Below are 18,307 nucleotides of genomic sequence, written 5' to 3' on the forward strand. Positions count from 1 at the left end.
TGTTTGGCTGCGCCAAACGGTCGCTGCGCTCCCACCCCCGGATAAATCCCTCCACTCAGCCTGCCGACGGGCCCTCAGATCAAAAGCGGTACTCGAGCTAACGCTCATTGTGTTGAGTGGGGCGGCTTCGCCGCATGGGGTGTGCACGAATAAAGTTGTGGGAGCTGGCTTGCCAGCGATGGCGGCCTGACAGCCGACCAATGTCTAACTGATGGCACCCGATCCCAGTGTGGGAGCTGGCTTGCCAGCGATGGCGGCCTTCCAGTCAATAAATTTCTTGCTGAGGTAACCCGCCCTCACAGAGTTTGCTCTCCACAAAATCGACAGCCAATTCCCTCATCCCCCTCCAGTTCACTGGCGCTCGCCGGGTAGTCGGCTATAAAGAATGAGTGGTCAGGTCTTCCGTCATCCGCGGTATTCGTGCGCGATCGCGGAAGTGGCTCTTCCATTCACCGCGGGTCGTCCTATGAATAATCCTGGGAAACGCGTGTATCTGCCGTTGTCTCTGGCTTTCTCTGTCGCGCTATTGAGCGGCTGCGCAAGTCCTCCGCCACCGCCTCCTGCTGCGCCGCCACCACCGCCGGTGCGTACCTGTCAGACGCTGGAGAACACTCAGGTGTCTGGCGATATGTACGTTGACGAGCAGGTCACGCGCCATATCACCACCACCCGGTGTGTCACGCAGTAGCGTGGGGCGGCTTTGCTGGCGGTGCATAAGGTCATTGCCTGAGCTCAATCCTGTGTAGGAGCTGCCGAAGGCTGCGATCTTTTGATCTTGATCTTCAAAGTCAAAGATCGCAGCCTTTGGCAGCTCCTACACAGGCAAGTCTGCTTCAGGACAGGAACCCACCGTCCACATTCAGCGCAACCCCGGTGGTGTAGCTCGACGCATCACTGGCCAGGTACAGCACCGCCCCGGCCATTTCACTCGGATCGGCTACGCGCTTGAGCGGGATCTGCGTCAGCGCCTGCTTGAGGATCGCGTCGTTCTTGACCAGTGCCGAGGCGAATTTGGTGTCGGTCAGGCCCGGCAGCAGGGCGTTGCAACGGATGCCGAATTGCGCGCATTCCTTGGCGAAGACCTTGGTCATGTTGATCACTGCCGCTTTGGTCACCGAATAGATGCCCTGGAAGATCCCCGGTGAAATACCGTTGATCGACGCAACGTTGATGATGCTGCCGCCACCGTTTTCGCGCATCAGCTTGCCGGCTTCTACCGACATGAAGAAGTAGCCGCGGATGTTCACGTCGACGGTCTTCTGGAATGCGCTCAGGTCGGTGTCCAGCACGTTGCAGAACTGCGGGTTGGTCGCGGCGTTGTTCACCAGGATATCGAGGCGGCCGAACTGTTCCTTGATCCCGGCGAATACCTGGCTGATCTGTTCCATTTCACCGATGTGGCAGGCCACGGCGGTGGCTTTGCCGCCAGCGGCGATGATCGCGTCGGCGACATGCTGGCAACCTTCGAGCTTGCGGCTCGAGACGATCACATGGGCGCCTTGCTGGGCCAGCAGTTTGGCGATGGCTTCACCGATGCCGCGGCTGGCGCCGGAGACGAAGGCGATTTTGCCGTCGAGGTCGAACAACTGAGTCTTGGACATGGGGGTTCCTTGGTGTGGGCCGTCAGAGGCTCGATTTCGCAATGACCTGCAGGCTCATGTGCTCCAGCAGTTTGTTCATGTGAATGAACTGCGCGAAGCGTTTGTCCTGAGTCTGGCCGTGGTAGAAGCGGTAGTAGATCTGCTGCACGATGCCGGCCAGGCGGAACAGGCCGTAGGTGTAGTAGAAGTCGAAATTGTCGATGCGGATGCCCGAGCGTTCGGCGTAGTAATCGACGAATTCGCGGCGGCTCAGCATGCCCGGGGCGTGGCTCGGCTGGCGGCGCATCAGTTGCACGGGGGCCGGATCATCGGCCTGAATCCAGTAGGCGAGGGTGTTGCCCAGGTCCATCAGCGGATCGCCGAGGGTGGTCAGTTCCCAGTCGAGCACGCCGATGATCTGCATCGGGTTGTCCGGGTCGAGGATCACGTTGTCGAAACGGTAGTCGTTGTGGACGATGCTTGAGGTCGGATGGTCGGCCGGCATCTTGTCATTGAGCCAGGCCTTGACCTTTTCCCAGTGCGGCGCATCCGGGGTCAGGGCTTTTTCGTAACGTTCGCTCCAGCCCTTGATCTGACGGGCGACGTAACCTTCCGGCTTGCCCAGATCGCCGAGGCCGCAGGCGTTGTAGTCAACCCGGTGCAGTTCGACGAAACGGTCGATGAAGCTCTTGCACAGTGCTTCGGTCCTGGCTGCATCGAGGCCCAGTTCTGGCGGCAGATCTGAGCGCAGGATGATGCCCTTGACCCGCTCCATCACATAGAACTCGGCACCGATCACCGACTCGTCGGTGCAGTGCACGTAGGCTTTCGGGCAGTAGGGGAAACCGTCGCGCAGTTGATTGAGGATGCGGAATTCGCGGCCCATGTCATGGGCGGATTTGGCCTTGTGGCCGAACGGCGGACGGCGCAGGACAAATTCCTGGTCCGGGTATTCCAGCAGGTACGTCAGGTTCGACGCGCCGCCGGGAAACTGGCTGATCTGCGGCGTGCCGGTCAGGCCCGGAATGTGCGCCTTGAGGTACGGGTCGATCAGGCTGGCATCGAGTTCTTCGCCAGAGCGGATACGGGTGGACTGGTCAGTAAGCGCCATGCTTATCCCTTCTGCTTATTTTGGAGGCCAGACATCATTGGCTAATCTAATGGCGCACCAGGGCGGCCACAAGCGCGCAGCGGTCTTATAGGTTAGCGTGTTGCAGGATAATCACCTTTGGGAATGTGCGCGGCGGGCCACAGCAGGCTAAGGTTTAGCGGGTATGCCATGTTCGGCAAGGAGCTTTGAAATGGGCTGCCCGCAAGTCTGTGCCAGCGCCACCCTGCAATGCAGTTTCGGCGCCGCCCCGGCAGTGCTCAACGTGCTGCCGGTCAATCGCACGCTGACCGGAGGAATGCCGGCGGCGAACATCATGGATCATATTCCGCTGGTCAACGTCACCACGTTCGGCATGTGCATGAGCATGGCCAATCCGATGGTCGCCGCTGCCACTGCTGCTGCGCTGGGCGTATTGACGCCGATGCCGTGCATTCCCGACACCGCCACGCCGTGGATCCCCGGCGGTGCACCGACCCTGCTGCTGGGCGGGATGCCGGCGATCGATGCCAACAGCACGTTGATGTGCAACTGGGCGGGGGTGATCAAGATCGTAATGCCGGGGCAGATGCAGATGTTGATTCCCTGAGTCAGGCCTGCTGCGGATCCGTCCACTTGCGAAACCACCAGCGCACCCGGGAAATCGGTTTGCCATCGGCATCCAGTGGCCGCCCGTCCTCGGCAAATCCCTGTTCCGGCTCCATCAGTTGCCCATTCAGATAACGCGCATCCACCGCCGGTTTGCCGTTGGGATGAAAGCGCTGATAACGCCCCTCGCGCACGCCGTCGCGATAGAACTCGGCCTCCGCCACTTGCCCGTCGGGAAAGTAATTGAACGCCTCGCCATGCAACAGGCCGCGCCGATAGGATGCCTTGCGCTGCAACCAGCCCTCAGGCGCATAAAAACTGGCGACGCCTTGCAGCTTGTCGCGCACGAACGGCATCTGCGCCGAAACCTTGCCGTTGGGGTGGTAGAGCAGAGACGTGCCCTGCAATTGGCCCTGGCTGTAATTCAGGTCTGCCTGTTGGCGACCGTCATCCTTGATATTCAACGGACCGTCGAGCTGGCCATCCTTCAATCGTCCCTTGAGGTGTTTGTCATCCTGCTGCAAATCCAGCGGTGTGATCGCCATGGCGACTCCTTGTCAGTTGACCTGCACCAGCCCGCCCTTGATGGTCAGCATGCCGCCACCGTCCACGGTCTGTGAGGCCGCGCCCTTGTTGGTCAGGCTGATGCCGGCATCGTTGGTCAGCGTCGTTCCGGCCTTGTTGTCCAGCGAAGTGCCGGCCTGGTTGGTCATGGCGGTGCCGGCCTTCTGGGTGATCGAGGTGCTGGCCGAAGTGGCCAGATCCGCGCCGCTCTTGATCGTGAAACTGCCGCCGCTTTGCAGGGTGAGGGTGCCGCTGACCTTGATGGTCAGGTTGCCGTCCACCGTCAGGCTGTAATCGCCGGTGACCTTGTCGGTGTAGTTGCCGCCGGTGCTGTGGTTCTGGTCGGCACCGACTTTTACCGTGCGACTGTCCTTCACATCGAGGCTGTCGCTGCCGGTCTGAATCGTCACGCTGCGTTTACCTTTTTCCAGGGTCACGGTCTCGTCGCCGTCCTTGACCGTGCGGGTGCGGGCGTTCTGCACCGTGAGGGTTTCGTCGTGGCCGACGGTGGCGGTGGTGTCGTTGAGCACGTTGATCTTCAGGTCTTTCTGCGCCTGCAGAAACACCTCCTCAGCGTCCTTCTTGTCCTCGAAACGCAGCTCGTTGAAACCGCCGCCACCCTTGGACGATTGTGTCTTGATGCCGGACTGGGTCTGGTTGGCCGGCAGCGCGTAGGGCAGGGCGTTGTCGCCGTTGTACACGCAGCCGGTCACCAGCGGCCGGTCCGGATCGCCGTCGATAAAGGTCACGATGACTTCCTGGCCGATGCGCGGCACAAACTGCATGCCGAACCCCTTGCCGCTCCATGGCAACACCACGCGCACCCAGCAGGAGCTGGTTTCGTCGTTCTTGCCGTCGCGATCCCAGGGAAACTGCAATTTGATCCGACCGTATTCGTCGGTCCAGATTTCCTCGCCGGACTTGCCGACCACGATGGCCGTCTGTGGATGCATGCGCGGTTTCGGTGTGACGCGTTCCGGGCGGAACGGCGTGGCTTTGGGGATGGCTTCGAAGCGATTGCGATAGCTTTCGTGGCTGGCGTCGTGGGTGACCCGCGTGACGACCCAATCGATGTTCAGGCTTTCGTCTTCGTGGCCGTCGAGGGTGAACCAATGGCCGGGGATCAGCCAGCGGCAGTCGCTCTCGCCAACAAAACGTTTCTCTTCACTGCGCAGGCCGTCGACCCGCTGTTTGGTCAATGCATCACCCCGGGCCTTGGCGTTGTAACCACCCGGATGTTCATAGATGGAACGCGGCCCTGCGACCGCTTCGGCCTGGCCGAAGAGTGAAGTGGTCGGCGTGGTGAACTCATAATCCGTCGCCTTGTACACGCCGGCCACGGCTTGCAGACACACTTGGCCCGAGCGAATGCCATGCAACTCGCGCTCACCCATTTGCTGGCCCAGATACTTGACCTTCGGGCCGTTGGGGATCTGCACGAAGGCGTCATTGCTGTCGCCCAGCACCAGCGTGTGCTTGCCCTCGTCGTGGGTGAAAAACCAGAAGATGCCTTCCTCTTCCAGCAGGCGAGAGACGAAGGCGAAGTCGGTTTCGCTGTATTGCACGCAGTATTCGCGGGGCGTGTAGCTGCCAGTCAGCGAGAGTTTGAAATCGGTGAAGCCGTGGGCTTTGAAAATTGTGGTGACGATGTCCGAGGTGGTGAGGTTCTGGAATACGCGGTTGTTGCTGGCGAGGGTCAGCCACCAGAGCCACGGACGTAAAACCAGTTGATAGCGTTCGGCAGTTGCGTCGGCCGGCAGTTGGCGGATCTCGGCGACCAAAGCGTCGAACGGGCGAAGCTGAGCGTCGTTGTGCAGGGTTGTGGTGACGTGGCTGGCGATGGCGGTGGTCAGGGTGAGGGAGATGCCGTCGTTGAGGCCGTTGAGGGTTTGCGAACAGAGCGAGTTGAGGGCTTCTTCACCGGACAACCACTCAGGGTAAAGCGCCGACAGTGCGGCGGCGGTCAACGAAAGCGTTGCGTTACTGTCGGTGGCACGAGGCATTGGGCGGCCTTGATGAGGTGGTTGCAGCGTTCATGAAGCGGATTCGGTTCTAAAGAGAATTAAAGTTCAAATTGGGCATCATCGACATCACTGCCTCAATGTCACTTTGTTTTCGGAACTGCTTCCATAACCCAGGGAAATGGTCGTTGGCAGGCTGTAGCCAATTAAACAGAGGGCTTTTATAAAAGCAGGTACCGTCACTGACGGCTTGTTGCGGCAGATCCCGAGTCGTGCCCCATACAATGGCGTTGGGCCTTAGGTTCGCCAAGCCTTGAGCAATAGGTTGAAGTTCACCAATACTAATATGTGTTTCTCCAACTTCGCAGGCAGCGAGCACAATAAAGCAACTACCGCAATTGCCGATCATGTTGTGCAAGCCGGTATGTCTGTCCATTTTTACCATGGTGCTGCCGTGGCCAATAATAATTAGCATTCCTCCAAAGGCATCTCTCCAGCCGAGACTCGTCGGGGCAATCAGATCGCAAATGCCAGAGTATTTTGCCCACAGCTTTTTTGCTGCTTTCTTTCCGTCCTCATCGATGTAAGTCAGTAGTGTGTCTTTCATGTTTGCTGGCTCATTGAATTTAATAGCGGGCTGCCATGCTGTTTTAATAGATGGCGTTTTTATGGTCGCTCATACGGTGGTTCTTTTTTTAGTTCGATAAAAGCCAGATTGGCTCGGTCACCCGAGAGTGTTTTCAATGTTCTCTGTGGGGTGTCATTGCCATCCAGTGTTCCGAATTTTTTAAGAAAAACGATAGAGAAAAAGTACTCCGGATGGTTGGCTGCCAGCGTTGCGAATTTGGCAGTGCAACTCAAAGGCCAGCCAGGTAGCGAATGACTTGGCTTTCTGTCAGTCGGCGTACATGGGCTGTGTGTGAGGTAAACGGTTACATACTTGACGTCTTCGGCGATGGCGACGGCTGTATCAAAATAATCGATAAGAAACTCTTCCGCGTGTCCTTCGGGCACAACGCCAAGTTCTGCGGGGTCTCCCTCTGCGAGTTCCGCGTTGATAGCAACTTGCCGGGCATCAATGGCTGCCTGCATTTCGTTTCGGGGCACATTGCTGATTTGAAGTTGGACATAAGCCTTTATCAGTTGCGCGCCAGCGTCCTCCTTTGACTCAAACAGAAAACACGTTTTGCACATTTTGTGGTTGTTGTGCTGGAACGTCAGGAGCGCGTGGACTTTTTTATTTCCAGTGTTGCGTTTGTGCAGCTCTGCAATACCTTCTTGAACGGAATTAAACTGTTCCATGGTCTTCAATCCTCGAAAAGGGGGGCGAAAAAGGGCACGAATCTATTTTTTTCATAAATAAATCTGCCCCCTTTGATTTCGTTCCCTTTGATTCATTGATGTGCCCTCTGTTGGAAAATGCGGGTGAGATTATTTGTGGTAGTTGGTTATAAAGTTGAAAGGTGCAGAAAGTTGTTTTGAGCGATCGATGGGCAGTCCGTGTGGGTACGTGTCAATGTTGCACAGGTAAGCCTTGAATTGACCCTCCACATCTCGAGACCATGAGTCCCCGCGATTCAAGGTGAGATCAAGCAGTTCGCAATTTTTTTGGCTGGTGGCTATGACCACGACCCATCTGTGATCAGCAACAAAACCGCCTAATTTGTAAACGTCACGGGTGATCGATTCCTGTAAGTTTGCGCCGCCGAATAAGCCGTTCGTGCTTTCTACTTTTATTTCAATGGCGTAGGACTCATCTTGCAGTTCGAAATAGAAATCGACCTTTTCGCTGGAGTAAGGCTCTGGGTAACTGATTTCGCGAATTTTCGTTGTGATGCCGTAACCACGTCGTAGATGGTGAGCTATCTCAACTTGCGCAGCGCTCTCCCAAGGACCTTCAGAAACCCAGCTCTTCGTAAATTGACTTGGTTCATCGGTATCTTGCAGCTTTGGGTGTACACCTGCTGCCTGCAGCACCGCATTCAAAAAATCCGCTTCTGTCATTACTCCGTCTCCTGCGCGGGTGCCATTTCTGTGTTTCGTCAATTCTCGTTGGCGGCGGTCATTCCAACACCCACTCCGCCAACTTCCCCGTCACCTGCGTCATCAACACATTCTCGACATCCCGAGCACCCGCCGCGCTGCATTTGGCGAGCACCGCTTTCACAATTCCCGAATCAAACTCGAACTGCTTGCCGGTCGCCGCCTTGTAGCGGCCACGCAGTTTTTCCAGCTTCGCCAACACAATCCCTTCCAGCGTCGCCTCATCCAGCGGCCGATACGCAACCACGGTCATGCGCGCCAGAAACGCCGGGCGGAAGGCTTGCAGCAGGACTTTGTGCAGCGCTTCGTTGAAGGCTTCGCTGCCGATTTGCGACACCGGCGTATCGAGCAGCAACTCAGCACCGACATTGCTGGTGGCGAGCATCACGGTGTTCTTGAAATCGACCACCAACCCGGTGCCGTCCTCCATCAAGCCCTTGTCGAACACGTTGTAAAACGCTTCCAGCACATCCGGATGCGCCTTCTCGATTTCATCCAGCAACACCACCGAGTACGGTTTGCGCCGCACGGCTTCGGTCAGCACGCCGCCGCTGCCATAACCGACGTAGCCGGGTGGCGCGCCCTTGAGTTGGCTGACGGTATGGGCTTCCTGATACTCGGAAAGATTGATGCTGATCAGGTTGCGCTCGCCGCCGTACAACGCATCGGCCAGTGCATACGCGGTTTCGGTTTTGCCGACGCCCGTAGGCCCGACAAGCAGAAACACACCGACCGGTTTTTGCGGATCGGTGAGCCCCGCCCGATAAGCCTGCAAACGCTGGGCGATGGTGTTGAGCGCGGTGCTCTGGCCCATGACGCGCTGGCCCATGCGGGTGCCGAGGGTGCGCACGGCATGGGCTTCGTCGGCGAGCATTTTGCCGACGGGAATGCCGGTCCAGCCGGCTATGACGGCAGCGACGGTTTTCGCGTCGACCTGTTCCGGCACCAGCGGGTCGTCCTGGCGAATCGCATCCAGTCCCGCTTCCAGGCGCAGCAGTTCGGCGGCCAGATGATCGATGCGGCTGTCGGTGGCTTCGTCGGGTTTGTCGCTATCGGCGCTTTCGCTCAACGCCAGCAATTCGCGGCGTGTTTCGAGTAGTTCACGCACGGCCACGCGCTCTTCACTCCAACGTGTTTCCAGTTCGCGGATCGCTTGCACATTGGTCTTCGATTCAGCCTCCAGCAGGGTGATGCGTTCGCGATGATCCAGCCCGGTGGCCTGCTCTCGGCGCAGGCGTTCGACTTCATCTTTGAGGCTGTTTTGCCGATGGCGCAGGCTCTCCAGCGGTGGCGGTACGTCGTGTTGACCGAGCGCGACGCGGGCGCAGGCGGTGTCGAGGACGCTGATGGCTTTGTCCGGTAGTTGACGACCGGAGATGTAGCGGTGCGAGAGTTTCACCGCTTCGTGGATCGCCGCGTCGAGCACTTGCACGCCGTGATGCTGTTCCAGTTTGGCGGCCACGCCCCGGAGCATTTCCACGGCGGTGATTTCGTCGGGCTCTTCAACCTGTACCAACTGAAAGCGGCGGGCGAGGGCCGGGTCTTTCTCGAAATATTTTTTGTACTCCATCCACGTAGTCGCGGCGAGGGTGCGCAACTCACCCCGGGCCAATGCCGGTTTGAGCAGGTTGGCCGCATCGCTGCCGCCCTCGGCCCCGCCAGCGCCGATCAGCGTGTGGGCTTCGTCGATGAACAGGATGATCGGTTTGTCGGCGCTGCGCACAGCATCAATCACGCCTTTGAGCCGCTGTTCGAATTCGCCTTTGACCCCGGCTCCGGCCTGGAGCAAGCCGAGGTCAAGCACGCGCAGGCTGACTTCCTGCAACGACGGCGGTACATCACCGGCGGCGATGCGCAGGGCCAGGCCTTCGACCACCGCCGTTTTACCGACGCCGGGCGCGCCGACCAGAATCGGGTTGTTCTGCCGACGCCGAAGAAGAATGTCGATGCACTGGCGGATTTCGCCATCGCGCCCCACGATCGGATCGATACGTCCGGCGTGGGCATCGGCAGTCAGGTCCTGAGTGTATTGGTCCAGTACTGAGTCCTGCCGGGGCGCGGAATTTCCAGCTGACGCTGAACGCGGGCCGACATGCTCGCGGGAGTTTTCCGTCCACTCCAGCAGGTTGGTGCGCAGCGCTTCCCTGGGAATCCGCAACAATGACGAAGCACTGTTGAGCAGCAAACTGCGGCGCTCGTCGCGGTCGATCAGTGCCAGTAACAGCAAGCCGGAACGAATGCTGTCGATCCCCAGTACACTGGCTTGAACGACGGCATCCTCCAACAAGCCAAGCGTGTGCGAGGACAGCGCCGGCGTGCGCGTGCTGCCACCCTTGAAGAGATCCAGCGCCTTGTTGATTTCCGCGGTCAGCGCATCGCGTTCGAGGCCGAAGCGTGGCAGGAGCAAGGCAAAGTCTCCCGCTTCGATATCGAGCAGTTCCAGCAACAGGTGTTCGATCTCGACAAAGTGATGCCCGCGCTGCAGACAGCGCTGGGCGGCGCGCTCGAGGGCGCGGCGGTTGTCCGGGTTGAGCCGTCCGATCAGGCTGGCGAGTTCCATGTCAGGTGATCTCCAACTGACGAAGACGGGTTTCGATACGCTGCACGGCCAAGCTGGCCTGACGCTGCAAGCCACCGTTCCAGCTGAGCAAAACCGGTGCCTGGCGCCCGAGTTTCATCGGCCCGGCACCGCGTACCAGCAGCACCAGCGTCACGTCGAGATCGGGACCGAAGTACAACGCCGCGAGGCTGGCCAATGCCGGGTGCGCTTCGCCGTCCGGCAAAAAACGGATCGCTTGCGTCGAGGGCAGTGGGCCGATGGTCAGACGTATGCCGGCGTGTTCATCCCACACCCGGCTTCCGGCCACTGCGGTGCGCCCGAGTTGCAAATTTCGCCCCCCGGATTTGATGACACTGCGACTGGCCGGCGGGATTTCGCGCCAGGCGCCTTGGCAGGCACTGAGTGCCACCGGTACGCCGAACTGTTCCCGAACTGTCGCTGCGAACCCCGCCAGCGAGCGCCGGCCGTCGGCGAACAGCGCCGTACAGGCCAGCACTGCGCAATCAGGAACTGCTTGACGCTCCTGCAAAGCCTTGGGCAACAGCCCGGTGAGGGCCCGCAATTGCGCCTGCACCGGCGACGCCCCGGGTGTGACAAAGCCCAATGCCACCCGGTGTTTGCGCATCACCTTGTAAAGCAGGCTGAGCAGGCGATGCTGGAACAGATCAAGGAACTCGGCCGGCGCGTGATCCTTGGCTCGGGCCCGTTGTTGCAACCATTCCTGATAGGCGTAGGGCAACGGGCCGTCGGGGCCGCCGAGACCGAACATCGGTGTGCCGAGGGTTAATGGCTGGCCCGGTTCTTCGTGCAGGTTTTCGATCTGGCTGGTGGGGAACAGCGGTGTCAAAGGTCCGCGCAATTTCAGCGCTTCGGCCTGGGGCGAAGTGCCGCTGCCCAACGATTCGGCTTGCGGTTGTTCGCGCTCGAGCAGCAGCAGGGCCTGCAGCCACTCAAACGCCTGCGGATCGCGGCGCAGTCGTTGGCTCAGGGTCAGAGCGACAGGGGCATGCCGGCTTGGGGTTGCCATGCCTTGATCTCCTTGTCACCGTGCATCAATACCGTGCGCACAAAGCGATTGGCTGTGGCGTACACCGAAAAGAACTGCGCCAGTACGGCAGAAAACAACACCGCGCTGCTGCCGACAAAGTGTTGCGCATCGAGTTGCAATTGCACCTCCAGGCCATTGCGCCAACCGCGCCAGGCGTCGGCGCCGACATGGCTGATCACGCGCTCGCTACGCAGGTTCAGCAGCCCCTCGATCTGCCGCAGTGCACTGGCTTCGTCGCGCAGGTTGTGCAAGTGCAGAATCTCTTTCAGTGCGTCGAGTGCTTGCGGGCCTTCGACCAGCGACAAATGATTGAGGGTCAGTTGCGACACCAGTCGCCAGCGCGAATCACCGTCCAGTCGCGGCAGACTTTGCGGGCTCGGCGGGTTGCGCAGTCGCGCCCAGGCAATCGGCCCGGGACGTTCGAAACCCAGCGGTGTGCCGGCGGGCAGGCTCTGCGCCAAATGCCGATTGGTGCACAGCAGCTCGGCGGTGAGGCTGTAATCCGGCAGCTCGCTCAACGGGTCGAAACGGGTGTCGACGACACTCACCAGCAGGTCGCTGCCGAGCCGGTTCGGCGTCTTGCCGCTGACCCGCCGTGCATGCCAGTAACGCTGTTGATCGCCGCCACTGTGCTGACTGCCGTAATACGCCGGCAGCTGTTGCACACCGCTGGGGCAACTGGCGCGCATGCTGCGGATGCTGTGGATTTCGACGCTGTTCTCGCGGTGGCTGTCGGCAATCAAACGGTACTCGCTGCGGGTGCCGTCCGGGCGCAGTGGCTCGGAGGTACGCGGGAACAGATTGATTGCTGGCGCGCAACCCAATGCGATGTCACTGGCTTGTAAATGCAGGCGGCTGGCTGGAGCACGGTCGAAAACGATGTACAGGTACAACGTCTGGCTGTCGCTGCTGACGCCGTTCAACGGCAGATCGAAGAAATGAAACTTGTCCGGGAAAGCAAAATATTCCGCCAGCAGGCGCATGCCGGGGTGTACGCCGTCCTCGTCCGGCAGCAGGACTTCGTCATCGCTGAAACCGACGATCTTCGGTAAACCCTTCACGTGCGTCGGAATGCTCCCGGGCGTGCCGGCCAGCACCTGTACCGCATGGGCACCGAGCAGGTCATACAGGCAGGCGTTGATCACCGGTGACGCGGCCAGATGGATGCGTAGATGCTCAATGCCAAGCGCCGACCATTGGCTTTCACCGAGGCAACGCAGGCTCAGGCGCAACGCCGAGCGCGATTGCGCCACACCGGTCAGCGCCTGGGCTTCATCGCTGCCGAGCAATAACGCTTCGCTGACGTCGATGGGCCATAGGCGCACGGCGGCCGAGGTGCGAAAGTGGATGCTCTCGCCTTTGCCGGTGGTGACAAACAATGGCGTGTCGCGGGGCAGGGGATAGCCGTCGTCGAGGTTGCCTTTGCTCGGGTCGGGCTCGAACTGGACAATGGCGCAGGATGGCAATGGCCTGACGGCCAACGGATAGAGCTGCTCGAGCAAAGCGTCGCTGAACTCGGCGTAGTCGTCGTCGAGTCGGCGCTGCAGTCGTGCAGCCAGCAGGGCAAAACCTTCGAGCAAACGTTCGACGTGTGGGTCGGGACACTCGCCGGGCGACAGTTCCAGTCGTCGCGCGACCTTCGGGTAACGCTCGGCAAACTGGCTGCCAGCGTGGCGCAGCCAGGTCAGTTCGCGCTGGTAGTAGTCGAGCAGTTGCGGATCAATCGAGTCGCTCATGGCGCACCTCCAGCCCTTCGCCGCCGGGTTCGATGACAAACGCCACCGGCCAGTGTTGCTGGCCGCTGCGCAGCTCGCCGGTCAATCGAATGCTCAACCGTTGCGGATGGTCGGGCACGGGCTTGACCTGCACCTCGTCCAGTTTCAGGCGCGGCTCGAAATGGCTGATGGCTTCGCGGACATCGCGCGTCAGCCGGCGACGGTCATCGCTGCGTTGTTGTTGCAGGGCGCTCCAGTCGGCGATGCCGTAATCGATGACGCTGGGCGGTTGGGTGAGGGTGCGCGGTCCTCGCCGCGTGTTGAACAGGCGCCCGAGCTCGGCCTGCACCGAGTCGAGCAAGTCCTGCTTATCAAACTCCCGCGCACCGTCGGCCTCGCTGGAGGCGAGGCGTTCGAACAACGGTGCGCGAATGCCGGTGCCTGCCATGGCCAGGGCGTCCGCTTACTTGCCAGCCTTGTTGGCCGCCAGGTCCCACACCGTGCCAGCGGTGCCTTCCTTGGTGCCGTCGTCTTTCTGCGCAGTGAGTTCCCATTTGATCTTGGTGAAGTTCAGCGACAGGGTTTCCACCGGTTTGCCGCCGGTACCACCGCTGACGCTGACGTTGGACAGCACCACGTTGTTCAGCGTGTAGATGATGAACGGCATCAGTTGCCCGCTGCCTTCAGCGGCGTTACGACCGATGGTGATTTTGGCTTCGGGAATGGGTTTGCCCGCACAGCAATATTCGTTGAGCGTTGGCGTCGAGCTGTCGATGAATTTGGTCAGGGTAAACTCACCGATGTGCGGCCGGCCGGACGTCCGTTCCGAGTTGCTGACGTCATTGGTCACTTGCATCGCCACGTTGTGGCTGTAGGACATGACTTCGATCTTGTCCTTGTAGCCCTCAAGCAGGCTGTCGCCTTTGATGTCGCCGCCGAGGTCGAGAATGATTGCATCCATCGCTTGAAACTCCTGAAAGGTGTCGCGCTAGATAAAAGAACAACCCCCGCCGCTGCGGCGGGGGTAAAGGTCAGGCCGCAACCGGTGGTGGCAACGTCGCCACCAGGCGGATCGATGCCGTCAGTTCCTCAAGCTGGAAGTGCGGGCGCAGGAACACGGTCGCCCGATAGGCGCCCGGTTTGCCGGCCACCTCGGTCACGTCCACCCGCGCTTCACGCAACGGGTATTGCGCCTTGATTTCCTGCGGCGCGTTGTCGTTGATCAGCACGTAGTCGGCGATCCAGTTGTTGAGGTAGGTCTGCACGTTGTCGCGGGTCATGAAACTGCCGACCTTGTCGCGCATGATCACCTTCAGGTAATGGGCGAAACGCGAGGCTGCGAGCACGTAAGGCAACATCGCCGAGATGCGTGCATTGGCGTTGGCCTCGTTGGTGTTGTAGACCTTGGACTTGTTGGTGGTCTGGCCGCCGAAGAATACGGCGACGTCGCTGTTCTTCTTGTGGCACAGCGCAATGAAGCCGAGATCGTTGAGCTCTTTTTCGCGGCGGTCGGTGATTGCCACTTCGGTCGGGCACTTCAGTGACAAGTCGCCGGAACTGGTGCGGAAGGTGTGCGCCGGCAGGCCCTCGACTGCGCCGCCGCCTTCTGCACCACGGATCGCCGCGCACCAGCCGTACTTGGCGAACGCCTCGGTGATGCGTTGCGACAGCGCCCACGCGGCGTTGCCCCACAGGTATTTGCTGTGGTCGGTGCCATTGACGTCCTCGACGTAGTTGATGCCTTCCACCGGCGCGGTGTCGGGGCCGTAAGGCAGACGCAGAAGGAAGTGCGGCAGTACCAGCGACACGTAACGCGAGTCTTCGCTCTCACGGAACGAGCGCCACTTGATCAGTTCCTGGCTCTCGAAAACTTTCGACAGATCACGCGGCACCGCCAGTTCGGTGAAGCTGTTCATGTCAAATAGCCGTGGGCTGGCAGCGGCAATGAAGGGGGCGTGAGCGGCGGCCGCGACGTTCGACAGTTTCTCCAGCAGGCCAACGTCCTGCGGATGCCGGCCGAAGGTGTAGTCGCCGACCAGCAGGCTGAACGGATGGCCACCGAAGGTGCCGTACTCCTCTTCGTAGATTTTCTTGAACAGCGCGCTCTGGTCGAATTCGACGGCTTTTTCCAGGTCGTTCTGCAGTTCTTTCTGCGTGACGTTCAGCAGACGCAATTTCAATCGGGCGCTGGTTTCGGTGTTCTGTACCAGCATGTGCAGACCGCGCCACGAGGCTTCGAGCTTTTGCAGGTCAGGGTGGTGCAGGACTTCGTTGAGCTGGGCGCTGATCAGTTCGTCGATCTTGCTGATGCGGTCGTTGATCATCGCCACGGTGTCCTTGTCGATGGCCATGCCTTCGTCAAGCACTTGGGTGGCGAACTCCGCGAGCATGTCGCGGGCGTAATCCTGCTGACTGTCATCGTGGGCCATACGGCCCTCGGCGATGATCCGGTCGAGCAGGGATAAGGTTTCGGCTGCAGCATTGTCGCTGGCTTGATTCTGGGCGGCGGCGGGCATGACGGATGCTCCCTCGATTAAGTGGACGATCAGGCTTGCGGTTCGGCCGGGGCCTCGGCGTCAGTGGCCGGGGTAGCGGTGTCTGGGCGGGCCGATTTGATCTCTTGCAGACCTTCGGTGTTGGCGATGACGTCGCGCAACAGCTTGTCCAGATCATCGTTGCCGTCGAGCTTGGTCAACAGATCGCGCAGGCGCTGGCGGGCTTCGAACAAACGTCGCAGTGGCGTGATTTGTTCCACCACCTTGACCGGATCGAAGTCGTCGATGTGTTTGAAGTTCAGCTCGATGTTGAGCTTGCTGTCGTCGCCGCTGAGGGTGTTATTGACTTGCAGGGTGGCGCGAGGGCCGATGGAGGCGAGCACTTCGTTGAAGTTGTCGCGGTCGATTTCGGTAAAACGCCGTTCAGTCAATTTTGCCAATGGTTCAAGCGGCTTGCCGGAGAGATCAGCCAGGATCCCGACCACCAGTGGCAATTCCTTTTTTTCGATGGCGTTGCCGATTTCGACGTCGTAGGTGATTTGCACTCGGGGCGGACGGACCCGGTCGAGCTTGTGTTGAGTACTTTCTGCCATGGTGGCTGACTCCGATGCGAAGGCGGGCGCAATGCATCGGGGAGGCCCGTTCATCGCTTTCCCTTACTGGACCGTAGGTTAGAAAGGGTGGCAGATGACCTGTCGTTCCTTTGACAAACCTTCCTCATTCGGCTGCTGGAACCGAACTATCCAAGACGCTAGAACAGGTCTATAAAAAAGCAAGCAAAAACGATTTTGGACTGCCACGGGAAAAGGAAAATTCATTTTGTGCAGACGTTTTTTGATGGTGGTTTGGTTTGCGCTGGTCGCCGGCTGCTCTCTTTTCGGCCCCAAAGTCGAACTGGACAGCCTGACCCTCGATGTCGCACCCAAGGCCAATGACGACACGCCGATTGCCGTGGATTTCGTCGCCGTCGCCGATCCGGATCTGCTCAAGCAACTGTCGGGCATCAACGCCAGCCAGTGGTTTGCCGAGCGCGAGCAATACCAGCGCGACTATCGTCAACTGATGAGTGTCTGGGGACTGGAGCTGGTGCCGGGTCAATTCATCGACCGTCAACCCTTCCCGCTGGGGGGCAAGAAGGCCGCTGGACTTTTGGTCTTCGCCAGCTATAACACACCCGGAGCGCACCGCTTGCGGCTCGACGATCAGAGCGAGGCCTGGCTCAGGTTCGACAGTCGCGAGATGAGCCTGGTCAGCAAGGAAAACTGAAACACACCGCCCGCCGCCGGGTTGCGGCATGGCCGAAGGGAGTCGTATGAGTCTGCTACCTGACGCGGTTTGCTGGCACGAAGGCATGCAATTGCTGCCGCAGCATTTTCAGTTGCAAGGCCTGCGCGCCGAAGCCCTCGGGGCGCATCTGGCGCAGGCGTGCAACCCATGGTTCTGGGGCGTCAATCGCATGGAATTCGATCCCTCGGCCTTGAGCGCGGGAGTGGTCCGCGTGCTGGCGTTGCAGGGCACCATGCCCGACGGTTTGCCGGTGGATCTGCAAGCCGGTATCGGCCCGACCCTGGAGCTGGATGTCGGCCCGGCCATCAACGAAACCGACGACGCCAGCGTTACCGTGTACCTGGCGATCAGTCCGTTGTGGCGCGCCGGGCAACTGCTGCCGCTCAAGGGGCGTTTGCAATCGGTAGTCGGCGACGCGCTGCCGGATCTGACCAGTGGCGAGTTTCCGGAATCGATCACCGTGTGGCGGCCCAATCCCCGCCTGTGTACACAACTGAACAAGGCCGATTCGATCTGCCTGCCGTTGTTGAAAATCCGCAAGGAGGGCGGCGGCTTCCTGGCGTTGGCTTACACGCCTCCCACTCCATTATTGTTGCCCGATTCGCCGCTGGGCCGGCGGGTTGCCGGATTGTGCGCGCGGGCGCGGGAAAAGTGCCTGTTTCTCGGCGGTCGCTTGCGTCAGGCGCAACAGGCCGGAAATCAGGATGATGCGCTGGAAATCCGCCGGCAATTGACCGCGTTATGGGCGCGATTGCCGGAAGTCGAAGGCGCACTCAACAGTCGCATCGCTCACCCGCAAAGCCTGTATGTGCAACTGCTCGGTCTGGCTGGCGCATGGTCGGCACTCGACCCGCTGGCCGGGGTGCCTTCGTTCGCGCCGCTGGACTTTCTGGAGTTGCAGCGCGGTTACGATACGGTGCTGCAATGGCTGGAAACGACTCTCGAATTGATCCGTGCCGGTTATCACAGCCTGCCGTTCGAACGCGGCGAGCAGAGTTTTTCCATCCAGTTGCCCGATGAGCAACCGAGCCAGCGGCTGGTCATCGGCCTGCGCATGCCCAACGGCGCCAGCGAGCAGGCGGCCAGCGAGTGGCTGCGTGGTGCAATCATCGCCTCCTCGCCACACGTTGCCTTGCTCAGCCGCCAGCGCATGAGCGGGTTGAGCCACCAGGCCATGAGTCGCAATGAACAAGTGGCCTACAGCGTCGGCGAAGACACGCGACTGTTCGTGATCACTGCCGAAGGCGCGTGGTTCGACGCACAACTACCGCTGGTGATCGCCGCGCCCGCAGCGAAGCTGACCAGCAGTCCGTGGCAGGTGGTGCTGTTTGTTGCACAGACGAGTGAAAGTGCCTGAT

17 protein-coding genes are annotated in these 18,307 nt (G+C 60.1%); 3 read left to right on the forward strand and 14 right to left on the reverse strand.

Annotation, left to right across the window (positions count from 1 at the left end):
• Window positions 1–833 precede the first annotated feature (833 nt).
• Together ACTJKS_RS26460 and ACTJKS_RS26465 are read right to left on the reverse strand one after the other, a co-directional pair.
• The gene (locus tag ACTJKS_RS26460; RefSeq protein ID WP_047293630.1) at window positions 834–1,601 is read right to left on the reverse strand and encodes an SDR family oxidoreductase; all 768 of its coding nucleotides are present in this window, start codon (window positions 1,599–1,601) and stop codon (window positions 834–836) included.
• Between the two features lie 22 nt (window positions 1,602–1,623).
• Window positions 1,624–2,691: a phosphotransferase family protein gene (locus ACTJKS_RS26465; RefSeq protein WP_108182993.1), complete on the reverse strand. Its 1,068-nt coding sequence runs from the start codon at window positions 2,689–2,691 to the stop codon at window positions 1,624–1,626.
• 190 nt (window positions 2,692–2,881) lie between these two features.
• Between ACTJKS_RS26465 and ACTJKS_RS26470 the strand changes: the two genes are divergently transcribed.
• Window positions 2,882–3,277: a DUF4280 domain-containing protein gene (locus ACTJKS_RS26470; protein WP_108182992.1), complete on the forward strand. Its 396-nt coding sequence runs from the start codon at window positions 2,882–2,884 to the stop codon at window positions 3,275–3,277.
• 1 nt (window position 3,278) lies between these two features.
• Here ACTJKS_RS26470 and ACTJKS_RS26475 read toward each other — a convergent pair whose 3' ends face one another.
• From ACTJKS_RS26475 to tssB, 12 genes are all read right to left on the reverse strand, one after another.
• Complete coding sequence (locus ACTJKS_RS26475; protein ID WP_041067430.1) at window positions 3,279–3,821, reverse strand: toxin-antitoxin system YwqK family antitoxin; 543 nt, start codon at window positions 3,819–3,821, stop codon at window positions 3,279–3,281.
• A 12-nt stretch (window positions 3,822–3,833) separates the two neighbouring features.
• A complete protein-coding gene (gene tssI / locus ACTJKS_RS26480) occupies window positions 3,834–5,843 on the reverse strand; it encodes a type VI secretion system Vgr family protein (protein ID WP_108182991.1) in 2,010 nt (669 codons plus the stop codon).
• Between the two features lie 49 nt (window positions 5,844–5,892).
• Window positions 5,893–6,408: a hypothetical protein gene (locus ACTJKS_RS26485; protein ID WP_108182990.1), complete on the reverse strand. Its 516-nt coding sequence runs from the start codon at window positions 6,406–6,408 to the stop codon at window positions 5,893–5,895.
• 59 nt (window positions 6,409–6,467) lie between these two features.
• Window positions 6,468–7,103, reverse strand: a complete 636-nt coding sequence (locus tag ACTJKS_RS26490; protein WP_108182989.1) for a hypothetical protein — start codon at window positions 7,101–7,103, stop codon at window positions 6,468–6,470.
• A 129-nt stretch (window positions 7,104–7,232) separates the two neighbouring features.
• Window positions 7,233–7,805: a hypothetical protein gene (locus tag ACTJKS_RS26495; protein WP_108182988.1), complete on the reverse strand. Its 573-nt coding sequence runs from the start codon at window positions 7,803–7,805 to the stop codon at window positions 7,233–7,235.
• 58 nt (window positions 7,806–7,863) lie between these two features.
• Window positions 7,864–10,404 (reverse strand): type VI secretion system ATPase TssH, encoded by a 2,541-nt coding sequence (gene tssH, locus ACTJKS_RS26500; RefSeq protein WP_108182987.1) that lies wholly within the window; start codon window positions 10,402–10,404, stop codon window positions 7,864–7,866.
• Window position 10,405: 1 nt separating this feature from the next.
• Complete coding sequence (tssG, locus tag ACTJKS_RS26505; protein ID WP_108182986.1) at window positions 10,406–11,431, reverse strand: type VI secretion system baseplate subunit TssG; 1,026 nt, start codon at window positions 11,429–11,431, stop codon at window positions 10,406–10,408.
• Entirely contained in the window at window positions 11,395–13,188 is a 1,794-nt protein-coding gene (tssF, locus tag ACTJKS_RS26510; protein ID WP_108182985.1) for a type VI secretion system baseplate subunit TssF, read from the reverse strand. The genes tssG and tssF overlap by 37 nt, the downstream gene beginning before the upstream one ends.
• Window positions 13,172–13,615, reverse strand: a complete 444-nt coding sequence (gene tssE / locus ACTJKS_RS26515) for a type VI secretion system baseplate subunit TssE (protein WP_086792714.1) — start codon at window positions 13,613–13,615, stop codon at window positions 13,172–13,174. Before tssE ends, tssF begins: the two co-directional genes overlap by 17 nt.
• A 15-nt stretch (window positions 13,616–13,630) precedes the next feature.
• Window positions 13,631–14,128, reverse strand: a complete 498-nt coding sequence (locus tag ACTJKS_RS26520) for an Hcp family type VI secretion system effector (RefSeq protein ID WP_041067406.1) — start codon at window positions 14,126–14,128, stop codon at window positions 13,631–13,633.
• 70 nt (window positions 14,129–14,198) lie between these two features.
• Window positions 14,199–15,683: a type VI secretion system contractile sheath large subunit gene (gene tssC / locus ACTJKS_RS26525; protein WP_108182984.1), complete on the reverse strand. Its 1,485-nt coding sequence runs from the start codon at window positions 15,681–15,683 to the stop codon at window positions 14,199–14,201.
• 29 nt (window positions 15,684–15,712) lie between these two features.
• Window positions 15,713–16,255, reverse strand: coding sequence for a type VI secretion system contractile sheath small subunit (gene tssB / locus ACTJKS_RS26530; RefSeq protein WP_041067400.1), 543 nt, complete (start codon window positions 16,253–16,255; stop codon window positions 15,713–15,715).
• A 244-nt stretch (window positions 16,256–16,499) separates the two neighbouring features.
• On the opposite strand from tssB, the gene ACTJKS_RS26535 reads away from it, so the two are divergent.
• Window positions 16,500–16,928 (forward strand): type VI secretion protein, encoded by a 429-nt coding sequence (locus ACTJKS_RS26535; protein ID WP_108182983.1) that lies wholly within the window; start codon window positions 16,500–16,502, stop codon window positions 16,926–16,928.
• Between the two features lie 46 nt (window positions 16,929–16,974).
• The gene (gene tssK, locus ACTJKS_RS26540; RefSeq protein ID WP_041067450.1) at window positions 16,975–18,306 is read left to right on the forward strand and encodes a type VI secretion system baseplate subunit TssK; all 1,332 of its coding nucleotides are present in this window, start codon (window positions 16,975–16,977) and stop codon (window positions 18,304–18,306) included.
• The last annotated feature ends 1 nt before the right edge of the window (window position 18,307 follow it).

Origin of the sequence: Pseudomonas sp. 22189 (assembly GCF_052045635.1) — a bacterium.
GTDB classification, from domain to species: Bacteria; Pseudomonadota; Gammaproteobacteria; order Pseudomonadales; family Pseudomonadaceae; genus Aquipseudomonas; species Aquipseudomonas parakoreensis.